At 42.5% G+C, this 22,577-nt stretch carries 14 protein-coding genes and 2 riboswitches; of the genes, 8 read left to right on the top strand and 6 right to left on the bottom strand.

Annotated elements, in window-relative coordinates:
- The first annotated feature begins 84 nt into the window (after positions 1-84).
- From BUB93_RS05205 to BUB93_RS05195, 3 genes are all read left to right on the top strand, one after another.
- On the top strand, positions 85-2,190 hold the full coding sequence (locus tag BUB93_RS05205) for a SpoIID/LytB domain-containing protein (protein WP_073270025.1): 2,106 nt from the start codon (positions 85-87) through the stop codon (positions 2,188-2,190).
- A 22-nt stretch (positions 2,191-2,212) separates the two neighbouring features.
- On the top strand, positions 2,213-3,406 hold the full coding sequence (locus BUB93_RS05200) for a cohesin domain-containing protein (protein ID WP_073270024.1): 1,194 nt from the start codon (positions 2,213-2,215) through the stop codon (positions 3,404-3,406).
- 177 nt (positions 3,407-3,583) lie between these two features.
- On the top strand, positions 3,584-3,778 hold the full coding sequence (locus tag BUB93_RS05195) for a hypothetical protein (RefSeq protein WP_073270023.1): 195 nt from the start codon (positions 3,584-3,586) through the stop codon (positions 3,776-3,778).
- Positions 3,779-3,859: 81 nt separating this feature from the next.
- On the opposite strand, the gene BUB93_RS05190 is transcribed toward BUB93_RS05195, so the two are convergent.
- Entirely contained in the window at positions 3,860-4,864 is a 1,005-nt protein-coding gene (locus BUB93_RS05190) for a potassium channel family protein (protein WP_073270022.1), read from the bottom strand.
- 150 nt (positions 4,865-5,014) lie between these two features.
- Here BUB93_RS05190 and BUB93_RS05185 point away from each other — a divergent pair, with 150 nt between their 5' ends.
- The 4 genes from BUB93_RS05185 to BUB93_RS05170 all read left to right on the top strand — a co-directional run bounded on the left by BUB93_RS05185 (position 5,015) and on the right by BUB93_RS05170 (position 12,968).
- The gene (locus BUB93_RS05185) at positions 5,015-6,103 is read left to right on the top strand and encodes a hypothetical protein (protein WP_073270021.1); all 1,089 of its coding nucleotides are present in this window, start codon (positions 5,015-5,017) and stop codon (positions 6,101-6,103) included.
- 112 nt (positions 6,104-6,215) lie between these two features.
- Entirely contained in the window at positions 6,216-8,105 is a 1,890-nt protein-coding gene (locus BUB93_RS05180) for a nucleoside-diphosphate sugar epimerase/dehydratase (RefSeq protein ID WP_073270020.1), read from the top strand.
- 141 nt (positions 8,106-8,246) lie between these two features.
- The gene (locus BUB93_RS05175) at positions 8,247-9,149 is read left to right on the top strand and encodes a GGDEF domain-containing protein (protein WP_084116996.1); all 903 of its coding nucleotides are present in this window, start codon (positions 8,247-8,249) and stop codon (positions 9,147-9,149) included.
- A gap of 158 nt (positions 9,150-9,307) precedes the next feature.
- A riboswitch (cyclic di-GMP riboswitch) is annotated at positions 9,308-9,391 on the top strand.
- A 58-nt stretch (positions 9,392-9,449) separates the two neighbouring features.
- Entirely contained in the window at positions 9,450-12,968 is a 3,519-nt protein-coding gene (locus BUB93_RS05170; RefSeq protein ID WP_073270019.1) for an InlB B-repeat-containing protein, read from the top strand.
- A gap of 48 nt (positions 12,969-13,016) precedes the next feature.
- Here BUB93_RS05170 and BUB93_RS05165 read toward each other — a convergent pair whose 3' ends face one another.
- Together BUB93_RS05165 and BUB93_RS05160 are read right to left on the bottom strand one after the other, a co-directional pair.
- The gene (locus BUB93_RS05165) at positions 13,017-15,467 is read right to left on the bottom strand and encodes a heavy metal translocating P-type ATPase (protein ID WP_073270018.1); all 2,451 of its coding nucleotides are present in this window, start codon (positions 15,465-15,467) and stop codon (positions 13,017-13,019) included.
- A 109-nt stretch (positions 15,468-15,576) separates the two neighbouring features.
- Positions 15,577-16,752 (bottom strand): cation:proton antiporter, encoded by a 1,176-nt coding sequence (locus BUB93_RS05160; protein ID WP_073270017.1) that lies wholly within the window; start codon positions 16,750-16,752, stop codon positions 15,577-15,579.
- Positions 16,753-17,383: 631 nt separating this feature from the next.
- Positions 17,384-17,547, top strand: a riboswitch (M-box (ykoK) riboswitch).
- Positions 17,548-17,726: 179 nt separating this feature from the next.
- On the opposite strand from BUB93_RS05160, the gene mgtE reads away from it, so the two are divergent.
- Positions 17,727-19,061, top strand: coding sequence for a magnesium transporter (gene mgtE / locus BUB93_RS05155; RefSeq protein ID WP_073270016.1), 1,335 nt, complete (start codon positions 17,727-17,729; stop codon positions 19,059-19,061).
- Positions 19,062-19,106: 45 nt separating this feature from the next.
- On the opposite strand, the gene BUB93_RS05150 is transcribed toward mgtE, so the two are convergent.
- The 3 genes from BUB93_RS05150 to BUB93_RS05140 all read right to left on the bottom strand — a co-directional run bounded on the left by BUB93_RS05150 (position 19,107) and on the right by BUB93_RS05140 (position 22,123).
- Entirely contained in the window at positions 19,107-19,952 is an 846-nt protein-coding gene (locus tag BUB93_RS05150; RefSeq protein ID WP_073270015.1) for a glycine betaine ABC transporter substrate-binding protein, read from the bottom strand.
- A gap of 163 nt (positions 19,953-20,115) precedes the next feature.
- The gene (locus BUB93_RS05145; RefSeq protein ID WP_073270014.1) at positions 20,116-20,934 is read right to left on the bottom strand and encodes an ABC transporter permease; all 819 of its coding nucleotides are present in this window, start codon (positions 20,932-20,934) and stop codon (positions 20,116-20,118) included.
- Positions 20,924-22,123: a quaternary amine ABC transporter ATP-binding protein gene (locus tag BUB93_RS05140; protein ID WP_073270013.1), complete on the bottom strand. Its 1,200-nt coding sequence runs from the start codon at positions 22,121-22,123 to the stop codon at positions 20,924-20,926. Before BUB93_RS05140 ends, BUB93_RS05145 begins: the two co-directional genes overlap by 11 nt.
- Between the last annotated feature and the right edge of the window lie 454 nt (positions 22,124-22,577).

Below are 22,577 nucleotides of genomic sequence, written 5' to 3'. Positions count from 1 at the left end.
GCTTTTTTATGATTTATGATGAAGTTAATGATATCCAAAAATCTGTAAATTGCTAAAAATCTGCTCCTATTGAGAGGTATAAAAATGAATAAAAAACGTAAAGTATTTACTATATTATTTATATCAATTTTCTTGTTTGTTTCCATAATTCCAACGATATTTGCATCCACCGATTACAAAATTATCAGGGCAAGGATAACCATGAGCCCAGCTTCACCTAAGACAGTCAATTTAAGCTTGTCAGGGGCTTATTATCTTGCAGAAAACCCTGATCTTATTTTAGATGAAGGAGATTACACATTATCAGTTGTAGATACAAACAAAGTAAAGATAAAAGGGAAAAATATAGATGTAACAGTAGGTTCTCAAGTAAACTTCATACGTCAAAAGCATAGCGGCACAGGCAGCCATCATCTTACTTTAAAGGGAACGGTCCACGGTACTGTGAACTATTTGGGCAATATGCGCTTTCATGTAAGCTCAGGAAGCTTGGTTGTCACCAACCATGTGCCTCTGGAACAATATCTCTACGGGGTAGTTGCATACGAGATGAGCAATGCCTTTCCAATAGAGGCTTTAAAAGTCCAGGCCGTCAGCGCGAGGAGCTATGCCATAAGAAGCTTTTCTACAACGCGTGATTTTGATATAGGGGACACTGCATCGACTCAAGTGTATAGGGGTTACAACCCAAACTTTAAAAATGTCATAAAAGCTGTGGATGATACTAAAGGTCAGGTCGTGACCTATAATGGCAGAATCATCGCGACTTATTACTCTGCATCAAATGGAGGACAGACAGAGCTGCCGGGAAACACCTGGGGTGGAGGCACGACGAAAAACAATGCTTATCCTTATTTGGCTCAAAAGGACGATCCTTACGATACCGCAAATCCATCGAGCCTGTATCAAGAGGTATTCGTGCCTAAAACCGTAGACGGCACAAAATATATAGCAACTGAAAGCAATGTCGACGGTGACTTTGTAGTCAGGATAGTGGGAGTAACTACTGCCGCCAACATAAGAAGTGGACCTGGAACAAATTTTTCAATTGTAGGAACTGCGCCATTGAATTCGATCTATAAATGGATATCTACAACCTCTGAAAAAGATTCCGCCGGTTTCTTTTGGCATAGGATCAACTTTACGGGGAATGAAGCAGATACTGCGTATATAAGAGAAGATTTAGGGCAAAAGATTGAAAACGGCAGGTTTGTATATTCAAATCCAATACTCACAGACATCCAAAGCCAGGTTTTTGCAAAGATAAAATCCAGTAGAAACATAAAAAATGCAACAGACATAAAAATCAACTCGGTCAATACCTTTGCAAACGGAAAGGAAAGATGGCCGGGTACGGGTAGCAGAAGCTATGTTACTGCAAATGCCGGAGTGACAGTGCAGTTTTATGCAGCTGGAGCCAGCAGCTTAAGCTCGAAAATAAATGAAAATATAGCAATAGAGCTTATGAAAACAAATAGCAATGGTTCATATCTAATGAGTCATCCTTATCTTAATTCAAACTTAAGGCTAAGAGGGGTAAAAGCAGCGAAGGATAGTGGAGGATTAGACGGTTATGTTATTACAAATGCCCGTTACGGCCACGGCGTGGGAATGAGCCAACGTGGAGCCCAGCAGATGGCTAGAGCTGGAAAGACCTATAGAGAGATTTTGTCATTTTATTTTGACAAGACAGAATTAAAGACACTAGAAACTACTGTTCCTGAGCTTCCAAGCAGGGGAGACGGCACGGATGCCACCCAGCCGGCGCCTACCATATCAAGCAGCAAGCATAAGCTGCAGTCCAACAGCGTGACAGGAATAGCAGAAAAAACAAGCGTGAGCGCTTTCTTGGGCAACTTTAGCGTGAATAACGGTTCCGTGTCATTGGTGGCTGCGGATAAAAAAGCCAAGACATCAGGCAACGTAGGCACAGGAGATGTATTGTACTTAAAGGATGGTTCGGGAAAAGTCGTAAAAAGCTATAGCGTGGTCATTTACGGAGACGTAAATGGGGACGGGGAAATAAATGTATTTGATATAGCGGCTATAAGAAGAGACATATTAGGAGCGGTTAAAATACAAGGAACTTACAGATCAGCAGCAGATGTAACAAGAGATTCAAATGTAGATATTTTCGATGTTTCTGCGATTAGAAGGCATATACTAGGTACGAGTAAGATTAATCAATAAAATACAGATGATAGGAGCACATATGAATAGAAGAGGTGCAATAAAAAACTATATTAAAACAACGATAAAAGTGTTGATTATTATGTTGTTGATATCAGGAAGCGCATTTGCAACAAGTGTTAATGTAAGATCGAATAAGTCTTCATACAATCCTGGAGAAACTGTCACAGTGAGCGTTACTTTTAGTGGTAGTCAAATTATTGGAGTTCAAGCAGGATTTAGTTATGATAGCTCTTTGTTGCAATACACCGGGGGACAAAGTCTTATATATTTTGATGGAAGTCCGGTTAATTCACATACGGCTACATTGACATTTAAAGCCTTGAAAGAAGGCAGAGCTACAGTGACTGTCAATAATATTAAAGTAAGTACTATGGCAGCAGATGAGACGCTATCTTCTAGAAGTGTTAATATATCGATTGTCAAGCCAGCTGCCAGCTCACCTAGCAGTGGTTCATCAGGGTCATCTTCTGGTAGTTCATCAGGCTCTAGCAGCTCGTCAAATACCAGCTCAAGCAGCAATACGCCGGCTCCCAAGCCAGAGCCAACACCTGCTCCAGAGCCCGAGCCGGATCCGATGGAAAAGGCTGTCGAAGTAAAGATAGGCGAAGATACAAAGTATCTGTGGCCGGAGCTTGCAAAGATCAAGTTGCCTGAAGGCTTTGAAAAGGGAAAGGCAGCTTATGGTGAGGATGAGATCGAAGTCGCGGTTTCTAAGAATGAAGACACGGATTTGACTTTGGCGTATTTCACCGATGAGAAAGGTGAAAAGGGAGTGTTTTACGTATTTGACGTGGATAAGCAGGAATTCTATCCTCGTGTAAATTTAAATGCAAGATCAAGCTACACGATTTTGAAGTTAAATGATGCTGAAGAAATTCCCCAGGGCTATATCGAATCAGAATTTGAAGTAGACGGCAACAAGGTGGATGCCTGGGTTATGGAATCCGGCAAAAGCGAAGATTTTGTTTTATTGTACGTTATGAATGAAGAAGGGGAAAAAGGGTTTTATACCTACGACAAGCTAGAGGGAACGATGCAACGTTTCACCGACAGGGTCGTTGAGGTAGAGGTTTTGATCGAACCGGAACCTTTGAGCGTATTCGAAAAGATTTTCTCAGACCCACTTCTTGCGACCATATTCGGCGGTCTCGGTCTTGTAACAGCAGGGTTGACTGCGGGACTAGTCAAATTAGGCAAAGGTGGCAAGTTCTAAACTGAAAGTTAAAAGATATAATATATAAGTAAAGCTGGGCTCCCACAATGTGGGAGCCTTGTGCGTGTGCTGTGCAGCATTATGGATAAATATATTGATGACAAAATGGAAAAAAGAATTAAATAAAAATTATAGGGGTATACAAATAGTACAAACAAAATTTAAGGGGGGATTATCGTGAAAATGAAAAAAGCTGAAGATATCAAAATCTACTACGAAGATGAAACAGGGACAATTATTTTAGAAAATGAAATCGACAAGTATAACCTGTCACAGATGTTCGAAGAGTCGCAGATATTTTGGGGCGAGCATGGTGGGTATTTTGTTCATATAGAAGATCAGTACTTGCCTCTTGAGGATTTTGTGTTGTAAAAGGGCGATATATTAGTTGCATAGCACAGGGTCCGGCATGGAAACCGGACCTAACAAAGTTTAGCAATAGTATGTGCCGGATTATATTTCACATGCCATGCCTCTGAGTTGAACTACCTGGTCTTCCTGGCCGAGTACTACCATGGTATCGCCATCTTGTAAAATTTCATTGGAGCTAGGGTTGAATTTTAATTTTGTATCGCCTTTCCTTTTTATGGCAAGGACAATGAGGCCGGTTTGTTCAGGGATTTTTGCCTCCATTAGAGATTTTCCAACAAAATCTGAATTTGTACATATCTTGACTTCCTCTAAATCCAAGGTTACATCTCCGGCTTGGGTTATGACATCTAAAAAAGACATTACCGAAGGTCTGATTACAAGAGCTGCCATTCTTCTTCCGCCAATTTCATTTGGGGAAATGGTATTGTTTGCGCCTGCTTTTTTAAGCTTATTATGTGCGTTTCTATCGATTGCTTTTGAGACTATATAAACATCATCATTCATTTGCCTGGCTGTAAGAACTGTGAAAACGTTGTCCGCATCGTTTGATAGAGTAGAGATTACTCCTTTGGATTTCTTTATGTGCGCTGATTCCAAAACGTCTTCGCTGGTTGCATCTCCGACTATAGTCAGAACTCCTTCGTGTCTGAGTTCACTAGCACGGCGATGATTTTTTTCGATAACCACAAAAGGCAGATCGTTTTCGCGAAACTGTTTTATGACCGTGTGGCCTATTTCTCCGGCACCGCATATAATGTAGTGGTTTTTGAGCTCAGCTATTTTATTCTCCATTTTTCTCCTCCTCCAAGCATCTTTAAGTTCGCCTTCGAAAAATAATGCTACAAGACTGGTAAATCCGTAACCAGCAACGCCTAAACCAGAAAATATAATAAAAATAGTAAAAATTTTGGCTGGAGCTACCATTTCACCAACCTCTCCATATCCTACCGTCGATATGGTTATTGCAGTCATGTATAAGGCGTCTATGAATCCAACGTTTAAAAGCTGCATATAACCGATAACGGCTACTACAATGATTATAGAAAAAGTAATGATTATTACTAAAAATTTACGATGGCTTTCCATGAAATCATCCCCTTGCGGTTTTTGCTGAGATATAGGTTGTAATAGTTTTTAATACTCCCTCCCCTAAATTATATCAGCTATTTGTTTGACATTCCACCGTATGTTTTATATCATTAATTAGATGTAAATAATAACAGAAGGCACATGTGAATGAATCCAATAAAAATCTTTAAGAACGTACTTGTTGTTTCTTTGGTTCTTTTAATAATCTCAGGTTCCGTTTCAGCTCAGGAGGCAAGCATAAAAATCACCACACATCCCCGGCAAATCGAAAAAGGGGATGTTTTCAGCGTGATTATTTCAGTCGAATCCTCAGGTGAATCAATCGGCACGGTAATCGCTGGATTATCTTATGATGCCCGGATAATGGAGTACGACACAGGTGGCGGAAATGCCATTATGATATCCGATGGCAAGGGGGGAATATCCGACTTTAACACAGGAGGAGCAAAGACTGTTGTCTACGAGCTTTCATTTGTGGCAAAGGCTACTGGAACCGGAAGGTTTTCAGTGGATCAAAGCGAAATAATCGGTGGGGAGACGGGGATATCTCTGGGAAACCCATCTGCAGGCATAAATATATCGGTTAAGAACCCGGTGGAAGAAACCATAGAGGAAGCTCCAAAAGTAGACCCGGAGGAAGACCCTGTAAAAATAACTATCGGAGACGAGGACTATTATATACTAAGAGACATATCGGGGGTGGCATTGCCGGAAGGCTTTGAAAAATCAGGTTTCAAGTACAAGTCACACAAGGTGGCAGCGGCAGAAAACAAAACAAAAGACATCATAATCATGTATATCATGAATGAAAAAATGGAATCGGCATTTTATCTTTACGATCAAGATGATGGCGCCTTTTACCCTTATGTCAGTCTCCAAACGGATCATAGCCATATAATCCTGCCCATAGATATCGAAGTTGAAGGGTTTGAAAAAATGGACTTTGTTGAGTTGGATGCTTCCGTTGAAGTTTTGGTCAGTACCGATGGGACAAGAGATTTTTATATTGTAAAGGCAGTAGCCTCTGGTGGTGATATAGGCTATTATCTTTATGATTTACAGGAGAGAACTCTGCAAAGGGTGAATGTCAACGGAAATGAAGCAGTTTTTACTGATGAGGTCAAAGGCTTGTCAGTTTTAATGGAGGACGATAGAGTAAGGAACGCATTTTTTATATTGGCATCTGTCTGTGTGCTGCTTGGCATAAGTTGGGCAGTGCTGAGAAGAAAAGCCTGATTCGTGTGTAAAGTTATTTACATATCTTTCTTTAGATGGTATTATTATAAGGGAATATTTTCATATCAAAGAAGTCAGTACTTATTCGAAAGATTTTTGGAGTGATGCATATATGACCAGACAACTGAAAATGCTTATACTTGTGTGGATGGACGCATTTTTAATAAGCATTTCCTTTTACGCCGCTTTGGCACTGAGGTTTGACAACGCAATACCCGCTATTTACATTGAAAGCCTCAGACAGAACATTTTGTTTTTTGTTTTTATAAAACTCATGGTTTTTGTAGTAGGGAAGATGTATCATAGCCTTTGGAAATACGCCAGTATTTCGGAACTTGTTCAAATAATGTTTACCATTTTCTTTGCAAACCTATTGGTAATGTCATTTGCTTATTTAGCCGGAGATATAAACAACGTGATATTTCCGAGAAGCGTCTATGTTATAGCGGCCATACTCGATATATTCCTTATAGGTGGAGTGCGGGTAGGCTATAGAGCTCTTCCAGCCAAGCTTAATAAATACAAAGGCTGGGGAATGAAAAAGCGTGTTATGATAATCGGCGCTGGAGATGCAGGGGCAATGCTGGTTAAGGAAATCAACAACCATAGCGCATTAAACAGCAAGATAGTCGTCTTTGTAGATGATGATTCCACCAAGGTTGGTCTAAGAATCGGCGGCGCGCCGGTAGCAGGCACTACTGAAGAAGTGCCTAAAATCGCAAAGAAATACGGAATAGATGAAATAATAATAGCCATACCTTCAGCAGGCAAGGCCCAGATACAAGATATCGTTGCCAAATGCAAAAAGACCAAGGCGAAGCTTAAGATCCTTCCTGGTATTTATGAGATAATCGGAGGGAAGGTCAAGATCAGTCAAGTCAGGGACGTACAGATAGAGGATCTTCTGGGCAGAGAGCAGATAAAGCTTGATACCAATGAGATTCGAAATTTCATAAAATACAAGACCGTGATGGTTACAGGTGCCGGAGGATCAATAGGATCGGAGCTGTGCCGTCAAATCCTGCATTTTCAGCCTTCCGAGCTGATACTCGTGGAGATTTATGAAAATAGCGTCTACGATCTGCAAAACGAGCTTAACAGAAAGTATGAAGGCTTGAATTTAAAGGTAATAATAGCTTCTGTAAGAGATAGAGACAGGATGGAAGAAATCATAGGTACCCATAGGCCGGATGTAATATTCCATGCAGCGGCCCACAAGCACGTTCCGCTGATGGAGAGCAATCCCAAAGAAGCTGTCAAAAACAACGTATTTGGAACCTTAAACGTCGCTCAGATGGCAGACAAGTTTGGCGTTTCAAAATTTGTACTCATTTCCACCGACAAGGCAGTAAACCCTACAAACATAATGGGAGCCACTAAAAGACTTTGTGAGATGATAGTCCAATCAATTGACAAAGAAAGCAAGACGGAATTTGCGGCGGTCAGGTTTGGAAATGTCCTTGGCAGCAACGGAAGCGTAATTCCTCTGTTTAAAAAGCAGATTGCCCAAGGAGGACCGGTGACCCTTACTCACGAGGATATAATAAGATATTTCATGAGCATACCGGAAGCCACTCAGCTTGTCTTGCAGGCAGGGGCAATGGCAAAGGGCGGTGAGATTTTTATTCTCGATATGGGAGAGCCCGTCAAGATAATAGACCTTGCAAAAGACCTCATAAGGCTTTCGGGATTCGAGCCTGACGTGGACATAGCAATAAAAATCACCGGATTAAGGCCGGGGGAGAAGCTCTACGAGGAACTTCTGCTGGACGAAGAGGGCGTTAGCAAAACGGTACACGAGAAGATTTTTGTGGGCAAGCCGATTTTTACCGATTACGAAAAAATCCTAAAGCACATAAATACCCTAGATGAAGGAATAAGAACTCCAAATGCCAATTTAAAGCATATCATGGGGAGGATCGTTAAGACTTACAAGGTGTATGAAGAGGAAAACGTAAAGGCTGATGCTCAGAAAAATGAAAATATGAAAATAGGAAATTGATATTATCCGGCACATTGTGTGCCGGATTTTTAATGCTAAAAACACGCTAAAAAACAGCTTGTAAGTGAACTTAAAATTAAATATAATAAGTGTGACGTAGCTGCGGCGGATTTAGAGGTGTTTAGGAACGGAGGGTAAGGATTGACCGAAAATAAAAAGTTGGAAGAATTTTTAAGCCTAGTAGATAGGTATGATTTTTTCGACAAGTTATACGACAACATCAGGTTGATAGATCCTGAGAACAAAAAAATCATATACTGCCTAAACGACCAGATCATCGAAGAAGAGGGAAGCTGTTATGGTTTTTGGGGTGATTCCAAGATGTGTCCTGACTGCGTTTCTATGAGAGCCTTTAAGAATGAAGACACCTCCGTTAAGATAAAGTATACGCAATCAAGCGTATATTTGGTTACCGCTCTTCCTGTCCAAATCAAGAACAAGAAGCTGGTTCTTGAGATGATAAAGGATATTACAAACACGATCACTATCGAAGGTCAGATCAACGGAAAGAGCAGGACTCAAATGAAAAACATAGCCGAGAGCCTTCAAAACATGGTGGTAAGGGATGGTCTTACCGATCTTTTCAACAGAAGATATATAGATATGAACATGCCTAAAGCACTGGAAAAAGCAAAGAAAGATGGTGCAAGGCTTTCGGTTGTGATAACAGATATCGACGATTTCAAGGAAGTCAACGACACGTACGGACATACTGTAGGGGACGAGGTGATAAAAGCCTTTGCAGATATAATTACCCGATCCATACGAAAGGATTTTGACTGGGCAGCAAGGTACGGCGGAGAGGAATTTCTAATCTGCCTGCCGGACAGCGATGGAGACAAGGCCGGGGTAATTGCGGAAAGGATAAGAAGAACCCTTTCAGAAAAAGAGTTCGTATCAGAGGGGGAAAGCTTTTTCGTAACGGCGAGCTTTGGGGTATGCACGGTGGAACCAAGCTCTGATATGGAGTACCTAGAGGTAATAGATTGTGCTGACAGAAGGCTAATGGATGCAAAAAACGAAGGCAAGGACAAGGTTAATTGAAACAAGTTATCAATTAGAAGCGAAAATGCTAAAAAAGATGTTTTAAATGCGCTAATTAGTGTATAAATAAACTAAACATATACGAATACATTAAGAATTTTAGCGTTGACAAACGGTTCGGGCTAAAATATAATAAATTTAATTAAATTCAGTAAATTTATTGAAAAAGGTAAACTTGACGAAAGTCAAGGACACAAAGCGTGAAGTCTAAGGCAAATTGCTATGACGGTTCGGCTGCCAAATATTTTATTTTGGCAGCTTTTTTATTTACTCATTTTATAAATGAGAGGGGGATGCAATATGAAAAGAACAAGATTTACAAGAACACTGTCCATGCTTATGGTAGTCATGATGATGATGACAATGATGCCAGCAAGTGTCGGGACGGCGGGAAAGAATGACAGCGGAGGTGTGGTAGTTGCTGCAGCTGAAACAGTTAAACTGGACGTTCTCAATAATAGTGCAGGAGATATCATTGTAAATGGTACGTTGTACACTCATGGGAGCGTAATAACATTCAACGCAGGAGATAACATCGTGATCAAGTCAGCGCCAAAAGAAGGGAATGTATTCAAGCAGTGGAATTTTCCTTGGGCAAGAGGCAATGACAAGTTCATCTATGAAGATCCATATGAGTTTATAATCACTGAAGATACTGCGGTTAGAATCAAGTTTCAACAAGGGAATGTCACGACATATACGGTGACATTCGACCCGGGAGACCACGGTCAGATTGAAGCGACTAATATGCAGATTCAAGAGGTAGCAGAGGGACAAGCTGCAGACGACCCGGGTATCATACCCAATGAAGGATACGTCTTTAGCGGCTGGGACAAAGATTTTTCTAATGTACAAATGGACATGACGGTTACAGCCCAGTACAGCATTAAGCAGCATACCGTTACATTTGATCCGGGATTAGGGTCCTTTACCGATGACAGAGAAACCATCACCCAGATGGTAAATCACGGAGGAACCGCCGTGACACCTGATGACAACGAGGTGATAGCACCCGTTGGACACGCTTTCAACGGGGAGTGGAGCCCATCTGATTTGGGGAACATCACAAGCGACAAGACATTTACAGCCCAATTTGATAAAAATCAATACACGGTAAGCTTTGATGTAGATGGAGGCGCACCAGAGCCTGATGACCAAACACTTGATTTTGGGAGTCTGGTTTCAGAACCGTCAGATCCTGCTAAAACAGGATATAGCTTTGATGGATGGTACAACGGAGAAGATGCATGGAACTTTGAAACTGACAGGGTACCTGCAGAAAATATAACATTAACTGCTAAGTGGAGCAGCTCAACAGATACTGGATACAAGGTAGAACACTACATTGAAGACTTAGACGGTGGGTTTGAGCTTCGGGAAACTGAAAATCTCACAGGAACGACCGGTGAAACCGCAAATGCTACAGCGAAGGCCTACACGGGATTTATCCACGACGGGTCAGCACCAGGGAGCGTCTTAAGCGGTACGATAACAGCAGATGGCAGCTTGGTTTTAAGACTTTACTACAACAGAAATCAATACACAATAGATTTTGATGCTAGTGGAGGCGCGCCGGAGCCTGATGATCAAATGCTAAAATTCGGAAGCCTAGTTTCAGAACCGACGAATCCCGTAAAAGCAGGATATAGCTTTGATGGATGGTACAATGGAGAAGATGCATGGGACTTTGAAACTGACACGGTACCAGCCGGAAATATTACGCTTACAGCAAAATGGAGTTCCGGAACAGATACGGGTTACACCGTTGAACATTACTTGGCAGATTTGGACGGAGAAGGATTCACCTTACATGAAACTGAAGATCTAACAGGGACTACAGGGGAAAATGCACAAGCTGATTCCAAAGCATACACAGGGTTTACCTTCAACTCCGAAATTGACGGAACTGTGGAAAGCGGGACAATCGCAGCTGATGGAAGCTTGGTGCTTAAGCTTTATTATGATAGAGATTTGATTCCGGTTACTTTCTTGCCGGGGGACAATGGCACCATAATAAATTTGGGGATTGCCAGTCAGATGGTGCCATATGAGGGTACCGCTCAAGATCCTGGAATAACAGCCCACCAAGGCTATACTTTCCTGGGTTGGACAAAATTGCAGTCGGTACAGATGATACAACCTTTAAGCGACAACGGATTTACACCAAATGATTTGACTAACATAACTGAGGCCACTGTCTTTGTAGCAGCTTACTCAACAAATAGCTATACAGTAAGCTTTGATGCAGATGGAGGCACACCGGAGCCTGTTGATCAAGCACTCGATTTTGGCAGTCTGGTTTCAGAACCGGCAGACCCCGTTAAAACAGGTTATACTTTTGACGGATGGTACAACGGAGAAGCTCCGTGGGACTTTGAAACAGATAGAGTAGCCGCAGAGGATATAACACTTACCGCAAGATATACGCTGAACGAGTATACAGTAACATTTGATCCGGGAGAAAACGGAGCTCTTGAAAATGAAGGGCTGGCAACACAAGTGATATCCCATGGGTCAGGAGCAAGCGATCCGGGAGTCGTTGCAAATGAAGGATATACATTTACCGGATGGGACGGATCCTTTGACAATATCACAGGAGAGATGACAATTACCGCTCAGTATAGCTTAAACGAATATACAGTAACATTTGATCCAGGAGAAAACGGAGCTCTTGAAAATGAAGAGCTGGCAACACAATTGATATCCCATGGATCAGGAGCGAGCGATCCGGGAGTCGTTGCAAATGAAGGATATACATTTACCGGATGGGACGGATCCTTTGACAATATCACAGGAGAGATGACAATTACCGCTCAGTATAGCTTAAACGAATATACAGTAACATTTGATCCAGGAGAAAACGGAGCTCTTGAAAATGAAGGGCTGGCAACACAAGTGATATCCCATGGGTCAGGAGCAAGCGATCCGGGAGTGGTCGCAAATGATGGATATACATTTACCGGATGGGACGGAACATTTGACAATATCACAGGCAACTTGACTCTGACAGCAGTTTATGAAGCTCAGATAGTAGTTGTCACAATAACTGAGAGCATAGGAGGAACTACTACTGTAAGAACTGTAACATTCAACTATGGAGATACGGTTACTGCAGAGAATCTAGGAATAGAAGATATAGACGGTTATATATACGAAGTGGACAGGGATCTTCCTTTTGACATCACAGAAAACTCAGCAATCAGCGTAGACTATACCCTTGCATCTGTACCGGCTGCACCGGAGCCTGAAACACCAGCAGATCCAGAAACGTCAGATACAGCTCCAGCCCCTGTGGCAACAATCGCGCCAGCCACTGCAGCACCTGCTACACCTGCTGCTCCTGGTGTTATAGATGCAGAAGTAGTTTTGGATGATGAAGTAATACCTGAAGCTTCAGAGGAACTGGAAGACATAGTTGTAATTGACCAAGAAGAAATTCCACAGGCAGCAGCAGACTCCGGAATGAACCTGTGGTGGTTACTGCTTCTATTGTTGCCATTCTTGTTCTTCCTACTTTGGAGAAACAGGGTAATACCGATACTAGAAGGCGTAAAACCCAACGGTGATGGAACATACACTGTAACTTGGGGTTACAACAACAGAAAAATAAAGAACGTCAAGTTTGATAAAGAAGATTCCGAAATCAATGTACTGGCTGGAAATATCCTAAGAGGAGAAGAGCCGCCGGTAGAATTTGAAAAAGGAAGACACGAAAATGTATTTAAAACAGTAGTCAACAAGGACGCCAAGGTTGAGTGGAACATCAAAAGAAAGAAAGCATTTGCAGATGTTTTAGAACAGCTTAAAAAGTCTAATTGACGAAGATAAAAAAGCAGGAGGGATGAAAATCCTTCCTGCTTTTTTATTTTAAATCTGTGCTTTTTTCAGCCTCAAAGAATTGTATACTACGTTTAAGGAACTCAATGCCATAGCAGATGCACCAAGCATGGGATGAAGCAAGCCCAGCATGGCGACGGGTATGAATAATGCGTTGTAAAACCATGCCCAGAAGTAGTTTTCCTTAATTTTTCTAAAGATAGCCTTGGATAGCTTGATGGCGGAAACAATACTGGTAAGCTCTCCTCTAACCAAGGTAACATCTGCAGCCTCAATGGCTATATCAGTACCTGTGCCTATAGCTATTCCTACGTTGGACTGTTTTAATGCGGGAGCGTCGTTGATGCCATCGCCAACCATTGCTACATTTCCGTATTCATCCTGAAGCCTTCTGACTTCGTCTACCTTGCCGTCTGGCAATACTTCGCTGATGACATGGCTAATGCCTACTTTCTTGCCGATTGCTTCAGCTGTTCTTTTGTTGTCTCCGGTGATCATTGCTGTCTTTATGCCCATTTTTTCGAGCTGTTTTATAGCAAGGGCTGAATCCTCCTTGATGGGATCGGCAACTGCTACGATTCCGGCCAGATTTCCTTCAACAGCGACGATCATTGCTGTCTTAGCTTCTTCTTCAAGGCGGATCAAATCATCTTCGAATTTATCAAAGGTCACGCCCTCTTCGGTCATGAGCTTTCTGTTTCCAATCAAAACTGATTTGCCGTCAACAGATCCCTTTACACCTCTTCCAACCAAAGCTTCAAAACCCAGTATGTCTTTTAGCTCGATATTGTTTTCTTTGGCTTTTTCAACAATGGCAAAGGCAAGTGGATGCTCCGAACCATTTTCCAATGAGGCGGCGTATTTTAGTAGTAAGCTTTCATTTACTGTTTTGTCGGTTATTATATCTGTAACCTCAGGCTTGCCCTTGGTTATGGTGCCTGTTTTGTCGAATGCTATCAGTTTGGTATCCTTTATTGTTTGTATCGCTTCCCCGTTTCTTATTAAAATGCCTCTTTCAGCCCCCATGCCGCTGCCAACCATCAATGCTGTAGGCGTTCCAAGGCCCAAGGCGCAGGGACAAGATATTACAAGAACCGCCGTTGCTGTTATAAAAGCTAGAGTAAGTGGAGTCAGATCCGGATTTACCCAGGGCAAAAATCTTGCGCCCCAGCGTATGATACCGAGGTGAAACTCCGGAAATACATTGAATGAAATAAATGTTCCTATGGTTATTATTATGATGGCAGGAACAAAGTACCCGGTTATCCTGTCGGCAAATTCCTGAATCGGAACCTTCGAGCCTTGACACTCTTCCATCATTTTTATAACCTGAGACAAGAATGTGTCCTTGCCAACCTTTGTGACGCGTACTTTCAAGAGTCCTTGCTTGTTGATCGTAGCTCCGATAACTTCGTCATCAACGCTGCGTTTAACAGGCATTGATTCACCGGTAGCCATGGATTCGTCTATAGTGCTGTATCCATCGACGACGATGCCGTCAGTGGGGATCTTCTCCCCCGGTCTGATGACCATTACATCCCCAATCTGAAGTTCCTTGACGGGAACTTCCACCTCTTCCCCCTGAATGACAATTTTAGCTGTCTTGGCACCCATCTGGATGAGCTTTTTGATTGCTTGGGACGCCCTGCCTTTGGCTCTTACCTCAAGGTACTTGCCGATCAAGTGGAATGTCATGATAGTTGTAGCCATCTCGATAAATGTCTGAATAGGGAAGAAAAATCCCAAAAGCCCGATAAGATACGGTGGGAGTGATCCTAAGGATACAAGAACGTCCATATTGGGGCTCTTGTTCTTAAGCGCTTTCCAGCTTCCTATGTGAACGTGGAGCCCTGTTCCAAATATTATAGGAAACCCCAAAACGACTGTTATCGGAAGATACCCTGGTATTGGGGTTATGAACATGTGTATTACCATAAGACCCATTATCAGGCTAGTGAAAAACACAGATATCTTCAAAGTCTTTTCTGTTTTCTTGATTTTAATCTCATCTTCATCGATGCCTTCGGCTGCATCCTCTTCCAAGAAAGCCTTATAGCCTATGCTGCTTACAGCCTTTTGGATGTCCATCAATCTCAGCTTTGAAGGATCGTAGGATACTGTAGCCTTTTCTGATGCGAAGTTGACTGAAACGTTCTGTGCCCCTACCAGGTCGGCAAGGGTCTTTTCGATGTTTCCGGCACATGTGGTACAGGACATGCCTTCAATCTTTAATAGGACTTTTTCAAGCCTTTTTTCATCTGTTGCTTCGGGTATTGCTTGAAACCCCAGCTCATCGACTGCTTTGTGGATAGCCTCGATATTGATTGTGGATTCGTCAAATTCCACCTGAGCTTTTTCTGTGGCAATGCTGACGTTTGCCTGCTGGATTCCTTTCAAGCCTCTTAATTTCTTCTCAACGTTTGCTGCACAGCTGCTACAGGACATGCCGTCTATTTTAAAAGAAGTTTTTTGTTTGGTCATTGTTATCTCCTTTCGAGCTTCTTATTATGACACACCCCATATGGGAGGGGGTAAGGTAATTATAACATAGTAAGCAGATATGTCAATAGGGAAAGCTTGCTTATCAAAGTCATTTCTCGAGCAGCTTATCGTGGAGCAGATCTATTCCAAAAGCTCCTATGGGAGCCGTGACCATAATGGACAAAACGGCAACTGCGAGTATGGTATCACCGGAAGGAACCCCCATGGACAGGGGTACGGCGCCTATGGCTGCCTGTACGGTGGCCTTTGGAAGATATGCGATGGAACAAAATATTCGTTCCTTTGCTACGATAGGAGTTTTAAAGAGGGAAACCCATACCCCTAGAACTCTGCCGCCGAGCCCCGCAAAAATCAACAGCACCGCAAAGAAGCCTGCTTTTGGTATCAGCGTTATATCTACAGCCGCTCCTACCAGTACGAAGAGAAGTATTTCGGCGCCTACCCAGATTTTTGAGAATTTACCCATCAATCTTTTTGCCAGGATATCGTATAGCTTAAGGATGGTCCCTCCCAACGCCATAACTGCTATCAGTCCTGACATGGGGAAATATGGCTCTAGAAACTGTTCAAATGAGACAAATAAAAACGATACGCTCAAAATGATCAGAACTTTTATGGTGTCCCTTACATGCAAGATTTTAAAGATTCTTACCAACAAAGCTCCTATCGTTATGCCTATGACTACTCCGGAGATGATTGATACCGGAACGCTGAACAGGCTGCCTGCGTTAAAGCCTTCTCCTTGATGCATTCCTAAAAAGGCAGCAAAAAGAACGATTACGTAAATGTCGTCTACTGAAGCTCCTGCCAAGATTAGTTGAGGTATGCTGTTTTTCTTGCCGTAGCCGGATTCCATGAGATAAAGCATCCGTGGAACTATGACTGCAGGAGAAACTGCTGCCAGAACCGCACCTAAAATTGCGGACTCTCCCAAGGTCAGCCCCAATAATCGGGGACCCAATAAAATGATAGCGATAATTTCCAAGGTAGCAGGTATGAAGCACATCAATGCTGCAGGACGGCCCACCCGCTTTAGATCTTCAAGATCCAGACTGAGTCCCGCTCTGGCCAGGATCACTATCAAGGCAATCTTTCGAAGATCCGAAGATATCATAAGAATTTCGGGGGCAATCAAGTCCATAACATAAGGGCCAAGGACTATTCCTGTTATTATCATTGCTAAGAGTCCTGGGATTTTAATGCGGTTAAAGATGCCGCTGAGGGCAAATCCTATTATAAGTATTAATGAGAGGCTAAAAAGCATCGGATGAAGCTCCTTTCTTTAAGTAGCGAGCAGTATGTTATAAGTTATAGGTTGTAGGTATGCATGGATTGCTCTTGGGTCAAAAGTGAGTCGGTAAGTCGGTGAATCGGTGAGGCGGTAAATAAAGGTTAAACGATCGTTGGGCTATCGGGAAACGATTGGGAAACGGTTGTCAAGCAATCGTATTGGTCCCTTTCCACTTTCCAACTGACCTACTTTCTGCTTTCCTACTTAAAACACCCGCGTTGCGCTTTTCTCGCGAGTAAAACGAGCTTTTCCCGCGACCAAAGGGAGCCCTTCTCACACAAAGTGTGCTTTGCATGAGCGCTAGCGAATCCTTCCCGTGAGCGAAGCGAACCTTTAACCATTGTCCCACCATGGTTTAACGATCGCTCTAAATATGCATTTCCAGTGTCAGACTTTTCTGAGATTTCTCGTCAAGCTCGAAATGACTGACATTTGTTTGTGCCAGAGCCTCTGGATGACAGATTAAGCATATGCTACTGCTTACATATTATAACTTACAACTTGATACTGCAAGGTGTGCAGGGGCATGTTTAATCATGTTTTTTTGAAAACATGTGTCCTTTTATTGAAACGATGCAAATAAGTCGGTATAATGAATATGATAGCTGATCTTTGTTAGGTGAGGCTACTGCATGGAAATACGCCCCTACCCGGAAACATCGAGAGATGCCAATGGGTCAACAGGCTTTATCGGGTTAAGGTATAGCTTAACGGGGCTGGGTAATCCTAAGCCATGCAGTGCTAAAACTCAACGAGTAAAAGACAGTCTTTATTGGTGATGCCAAAAAGTCTTTTACTTATAAAAGGCTTTTTTATTTTTTATATCGAAAGGTGGTGAGGGTCTTGGATCCTGACAGTTATTTGATTATCGAAAGACAAAATTTAATAATTAGGAGCTATGATCCTTGCCGAGGCGTATTTTCATAGCTCCCTAGGAGGTTAGTGAAATGTACGAAAAACTATTTGATTTAATCAACCAAGGAAAGTTCACGGCAGCTAGAAACGAAATTGTTGAAATGAACGTAGTTGATATAGCACAATTCCTGGAAGAGATACCTGTTGAAAAGCTATTGGTGATATTTAGGCTATTGCCAAAGGAAATCGTAGCCGACGTTTTTTCTTATATGCCAATAGAGGATAAACAGCATATAATCGAGGCTATAACAGATAAAGAAATCAGGCATATTATCGACGAGCTTTTCCTTGATGATACTGTTGATATGGTGGAGGAGATGCCTGCCAATGTAGTTAAAAAGGTGTTGAAAAACACCACCAAGGAAGAACGAGATCTTATAAACAGGTTTTTGAAATATCCCGAATATTCTGCAGGAAGCATGATGACCATCGAGTACGTGGACTTGAAGGAAGACATGAGCGTAGCAGAGGCTTTGGAACATATAAAGCGCACCGGGGTGGACAAGGAGACGATAAATACCTGTTACGTAATAGACAAGGGAAGGAAGCTCCAAGGGATAGTGTCTTTGAGAAGACTTATATTAAGCGATTCCAGCAAAAGGATCAAAGATATAATGAACACCAAGATAATATCCATACCCACCCATTTAGACCAGGAAGATACTGCGATGCTTTTTAAAAAGTACGATTTGACTGCAATGCCTGTAGTTGATACTGAAAGCAGGCTGGTTGGAATCATAACCATAGATGACGTAGTAGACATCATCGAACAGGAAAACACCGAGGATTTCCACAAGATGGCGGCAATGGAGCCATCGGACGAAGAATATTTGAAATCCGGGATTTTCAATCTGGCAAAAAAAAGAATAGCATGGCTATTGGTACTTATGATTTCGGCGACTTTTACAGGGGCCATAATACGAAACTATGAGGACATACTTCAATCAGTGGTCATATTGGCGGCATTTATTCCACGTCTTATGGATACAGGCGGTAACGCGGGATCACAATCCGCAACTTTGGTAATCAGGGGTTTGGCCTTGGATGAGATAAAGCTTAAGGATACCCTGAAGGTATTAAGCAAAGAGTTCAAGGTCAGTCTCGTGGTGGGCGTGGCGTTGGCTTCGGTCAACTTCATAATGATATACTTCTTTGAGCGAACTGACATACGTATAGCGTTTACCGTCTGCATCAGCTTGTTCTTGACGGTAGTATTGGCCAAGGTGGTGGGCGGCACATTGCCGATTATGGCAAAGAAAATGAATCTTGACCCTGCGATAATGGCCGGTCCATTGATCACGACAATAGTGGATGCCGTGGCTCTTATGGCATTTTTCTCACTGTCATCATGGATACTTGGAATTTAACATGAAAAAGCACCGATTTTTAAAAATCGGTGCTTTTGCTACGACTTATTCAGTCCAAGCAGCTACTTTGTCAGGGTTTGCATCAACCCAAGCTCTTGCAGCGTCTTCTGCACGTGTGCCGTCGGCAATCATGACCATAACCTCTGCCATGTCATCCGGAGTCCACTCAAAGTTTGATATTATCTTAAATGCTTCAGGATTGTCGGCTTCAAATCCTTCTCTGACTAGAGTATGGATTTGTTCCTCTCCACCGAAGATGCCTTGAGGATCTTCAAGGTATTTAAGGTCCCATCTTGCAAACTTCCAGTGAGGAGTCCATCCTGTAACTATCACTTCTTCGTCGTTGTCAATTGCATCGGCAAGAGTAGCTGTCATTGAAGCGTCGCTTCCTTCAACCAACTCATAGTCAAGTCCGTAAGAGTCGATTACGGTTAAGGTTGCCTGCATCAATCCGGCGCCAGGCTCGATTCCTGTGATGATTCCGTCAGCATAATTAGTCTCGACAAGATCTTCTATGCTGTTTACAGGAGCGTCAGCAGGCACTACCAGTCCGATCAATGTTCCGGTCAGGTTTGGACCAAGGTCAATTAGGTCGTCTCCGTATTGGACCATGTAATCAGCCTGAGTGGTTGGAAGCCAGGCGGCTACCATCCCGTCGAAGTCACCTTGGGCAACTCCTTGATACATCAAAGATGCGCTGACATCGGTGATGTTAACATCAAAACCTTCATCTTCAAGCACGGTCTTTAAAACATTCGTGCTCGCTATTTCAGAGTCCCAAGCTACGTATCCGAGTTCAACTGTCGTTGAATCCTCTGAGCCTGTTCCACAAGCCATTGTGAATACCGATAATGCTATCAGCAAAAATACTACAATGCTTCTTTTAATCATAAAATCTCTCCCTTTTCATTTTTTATATATAAGCCAAAAGGCTGATATAAGCTGTAAATTGTAAGTGCCTATGGCACCGTTTAGTCATCGAAGTGACTGTTTGTTGTCCGGCTTTGCCGTACAGAAAATGACTGCTGCACGGAATCATGGTTAAGCGAACATCTTACTTTGATACGCTTTGAGTAAGCTTATCAAGAACCATGGCAAGTATAACCACTGCCAGTCCGCCTTCAAAAGCGGTGCCTATCCATAGTCTTTGTATCCCAAGCCATACCTCTCGACCAAGGCCTCCGGCGCCGATCATAGCCGATATGACTACCATGGACAAGGAGAGCATTATGGTCTGGTTGATTCCTGCCATTATAGTCTTCATGGCCAAAGGGATCTGAACCTTTGTAAGCTTCTGCATGGATGTGGATCCGAATGCATCCGCGGCTTCAACAAGATCTTCAGGAACCTGCTGGATTCCCAGGGTGGTAAGCCTGATGGATGGGGGGATCGCGAATATGACCGTTGCAAAAAGCCCCGGAACCTTGCCCATGCCGAAAAAGGATATGGCGGGTATCAAGTAAACAAATGCCGGCATTGTCTGCATAAGGTCCAAGATTGGCATCACAAGCCGCCTTATTTTTTGCTTCTTGGCTGAAAGTATGCCAATAGGCACGCCAAATATTATGGAAACAAATGTGGCTGTCAAAACCATTGACAAGGTTGACATGGCCGCTTCCCAAAGCTCCATATTGTATATCAAATACAGGCCGATCAGTGAAAACAATGCTACGGATTTGCCGGCGAGCTTAAAGGCCAGTGCGCTTATTGCGATTATAAAGATCAAAGCCGGTATGAATAGAAGCAGTCCCTCAAGGCCGTTTAAAAATGCTCCCAGGCCAGAGGATATGCCTCTGAATACAAAGCGAAAATTATCCGTCAGGAAGTTGATGAAAATTTCAATTACATCTCCTAAGGGTATCTTAGCTGGCATCTTCTCCACCTCCTCTTACAAGTCCGCTTATAACAGAACCTCTTATTATGATCCCTTTAAGAGTGTTTTCCTCATCGATGACTGCTACAGGGACTCTGGATTCTGCTATTAAATGAAATATGTTGGTAAGCTTGGTATCGGGCGAAACCGTTGGGATGTTTTTGTGTATAGCCGATTCGATGCTTGACTCGCCTTTTTTTACAAGCTCGGACAAGTCATCGGCTACCACGTAGCCAATAAGCTTGCGGCTTCTGTCCACAACGAACAGGTTGGAAACACTTTCTTTTTCCATTTTTCTAAGACCAACCCTGCACCCGTCTTTTTTATAGTCTATCGTTATGGGCTTTATCATGATGTCTTCTGCCGTAAGGACTTTGCTAACATCCACATCCTCCACGAAGCGGGCAACGTATTCGTTGTTAGGGTTGTTTAGGATATCTTCCGGTGTTCCTACCTGAACGATGGCTCCGTCCTTCATGAGGGCTATTCTGTCCCCGATTTTTAAAGCCTCGTCAAGGTCGTGGGTTATGAAAACAATCGTCTTGTTCATTTTGTTTTGTAAATCCAAAAGCTCGTCTTGCATCTCTTTTCTTATAAGAGGGTCCAGTGCACTAAAGGCCTCATCCATAAGAAGGATGTCGGGATCAACAGCCAAGGCTCTAGCCAGGCCTACCCGCTGCTGCATTCCTCCGCTAAGCTCGTGAGGATAGCTGTCGTACCATCCTTTAAGACCTACCAGGTCTAAAGATTCTCTGGCTTTTTTAACTTGGGCTTCTATATCCACCCCTTGTATTTCAAGCCCGTATTGTACATTTTCTTGAATCGTTCTGTTTGGAAGAAGGGCAAATTTTTGAAAAACCATGCCCATTTTCTTTCTTCTGAGCATCGTAAGCTCATCCTTGTTCATTTTTGTTATGTCCTCCCCGTCTATGAGGATGCTGCCTGAGGTTACATCTATAAGCCTGTTTATGCATCTAATGAGGGTGGACTTGCCGCTTCCTGAAAGTCCCATAACTACGAAGATTTCACCTTCATTGACTTCGAAGGACGCATCGTTTATACCCACTACGTGTTTTGTCTTTTCTAATATTTCGTCTTTATTTTTTCCCTGCTTAAGCATCTCAAGAGCTGTTTTAGGGTTGTTTCCGAAAATCTTGACCACGTGCTGGAAACTGATTTTTTTTGCCATCTATCTCACTCCTTTCTACTGCAGGACGACGCCCGAAGTAAAAGTTTTATTGTATGAAGGAAGCTTAAAAATACGCTCCCGATTAATAATGGTATCACAGTATATTAAGTAGTGTCAAATTTGAAAGCTTTGCATATCAAGGGTTGCGACAATTCAAGCCATAAAAATGTTAAATTATGGAGAGGCGTTTATGTAAGAATAATACTAAAAAAATGCATAAAAATGCAAAGCGTATTTTTTATATGCACTGGAAGGAAGAATGGAAATATGGTTTCGATTTACTGGGAACAGGCGGTTTAAGAGATGTGTGGCGATATCAGTGCCTATGCTCTTATATGCATTAAAATGCATATAAGAAAAATATGCAAAAAAGATTAATGGCTGATGATATTTATAAAAAAATAAATACTAAAATTAGTCGGTGCAAGCTGTTTATTCATAGATTTAGTGGCAT

This window comes from Alkalibacter saccharofermentans DSM 14828, from assembly GCF_900128885.1.
GTDB classification, from domain to species: Bacteria; Bacillota; Clostridia; order Eubacteriales; family Alkalibacteraceae; genus Alkalibacter; species Alkalibacter saccharofermentans.
The sequence above is the reverse complement of the archived record's forward strand: the minus strand, read 5'-3'. Positions and strand labels throughout refer to the sequence as shown.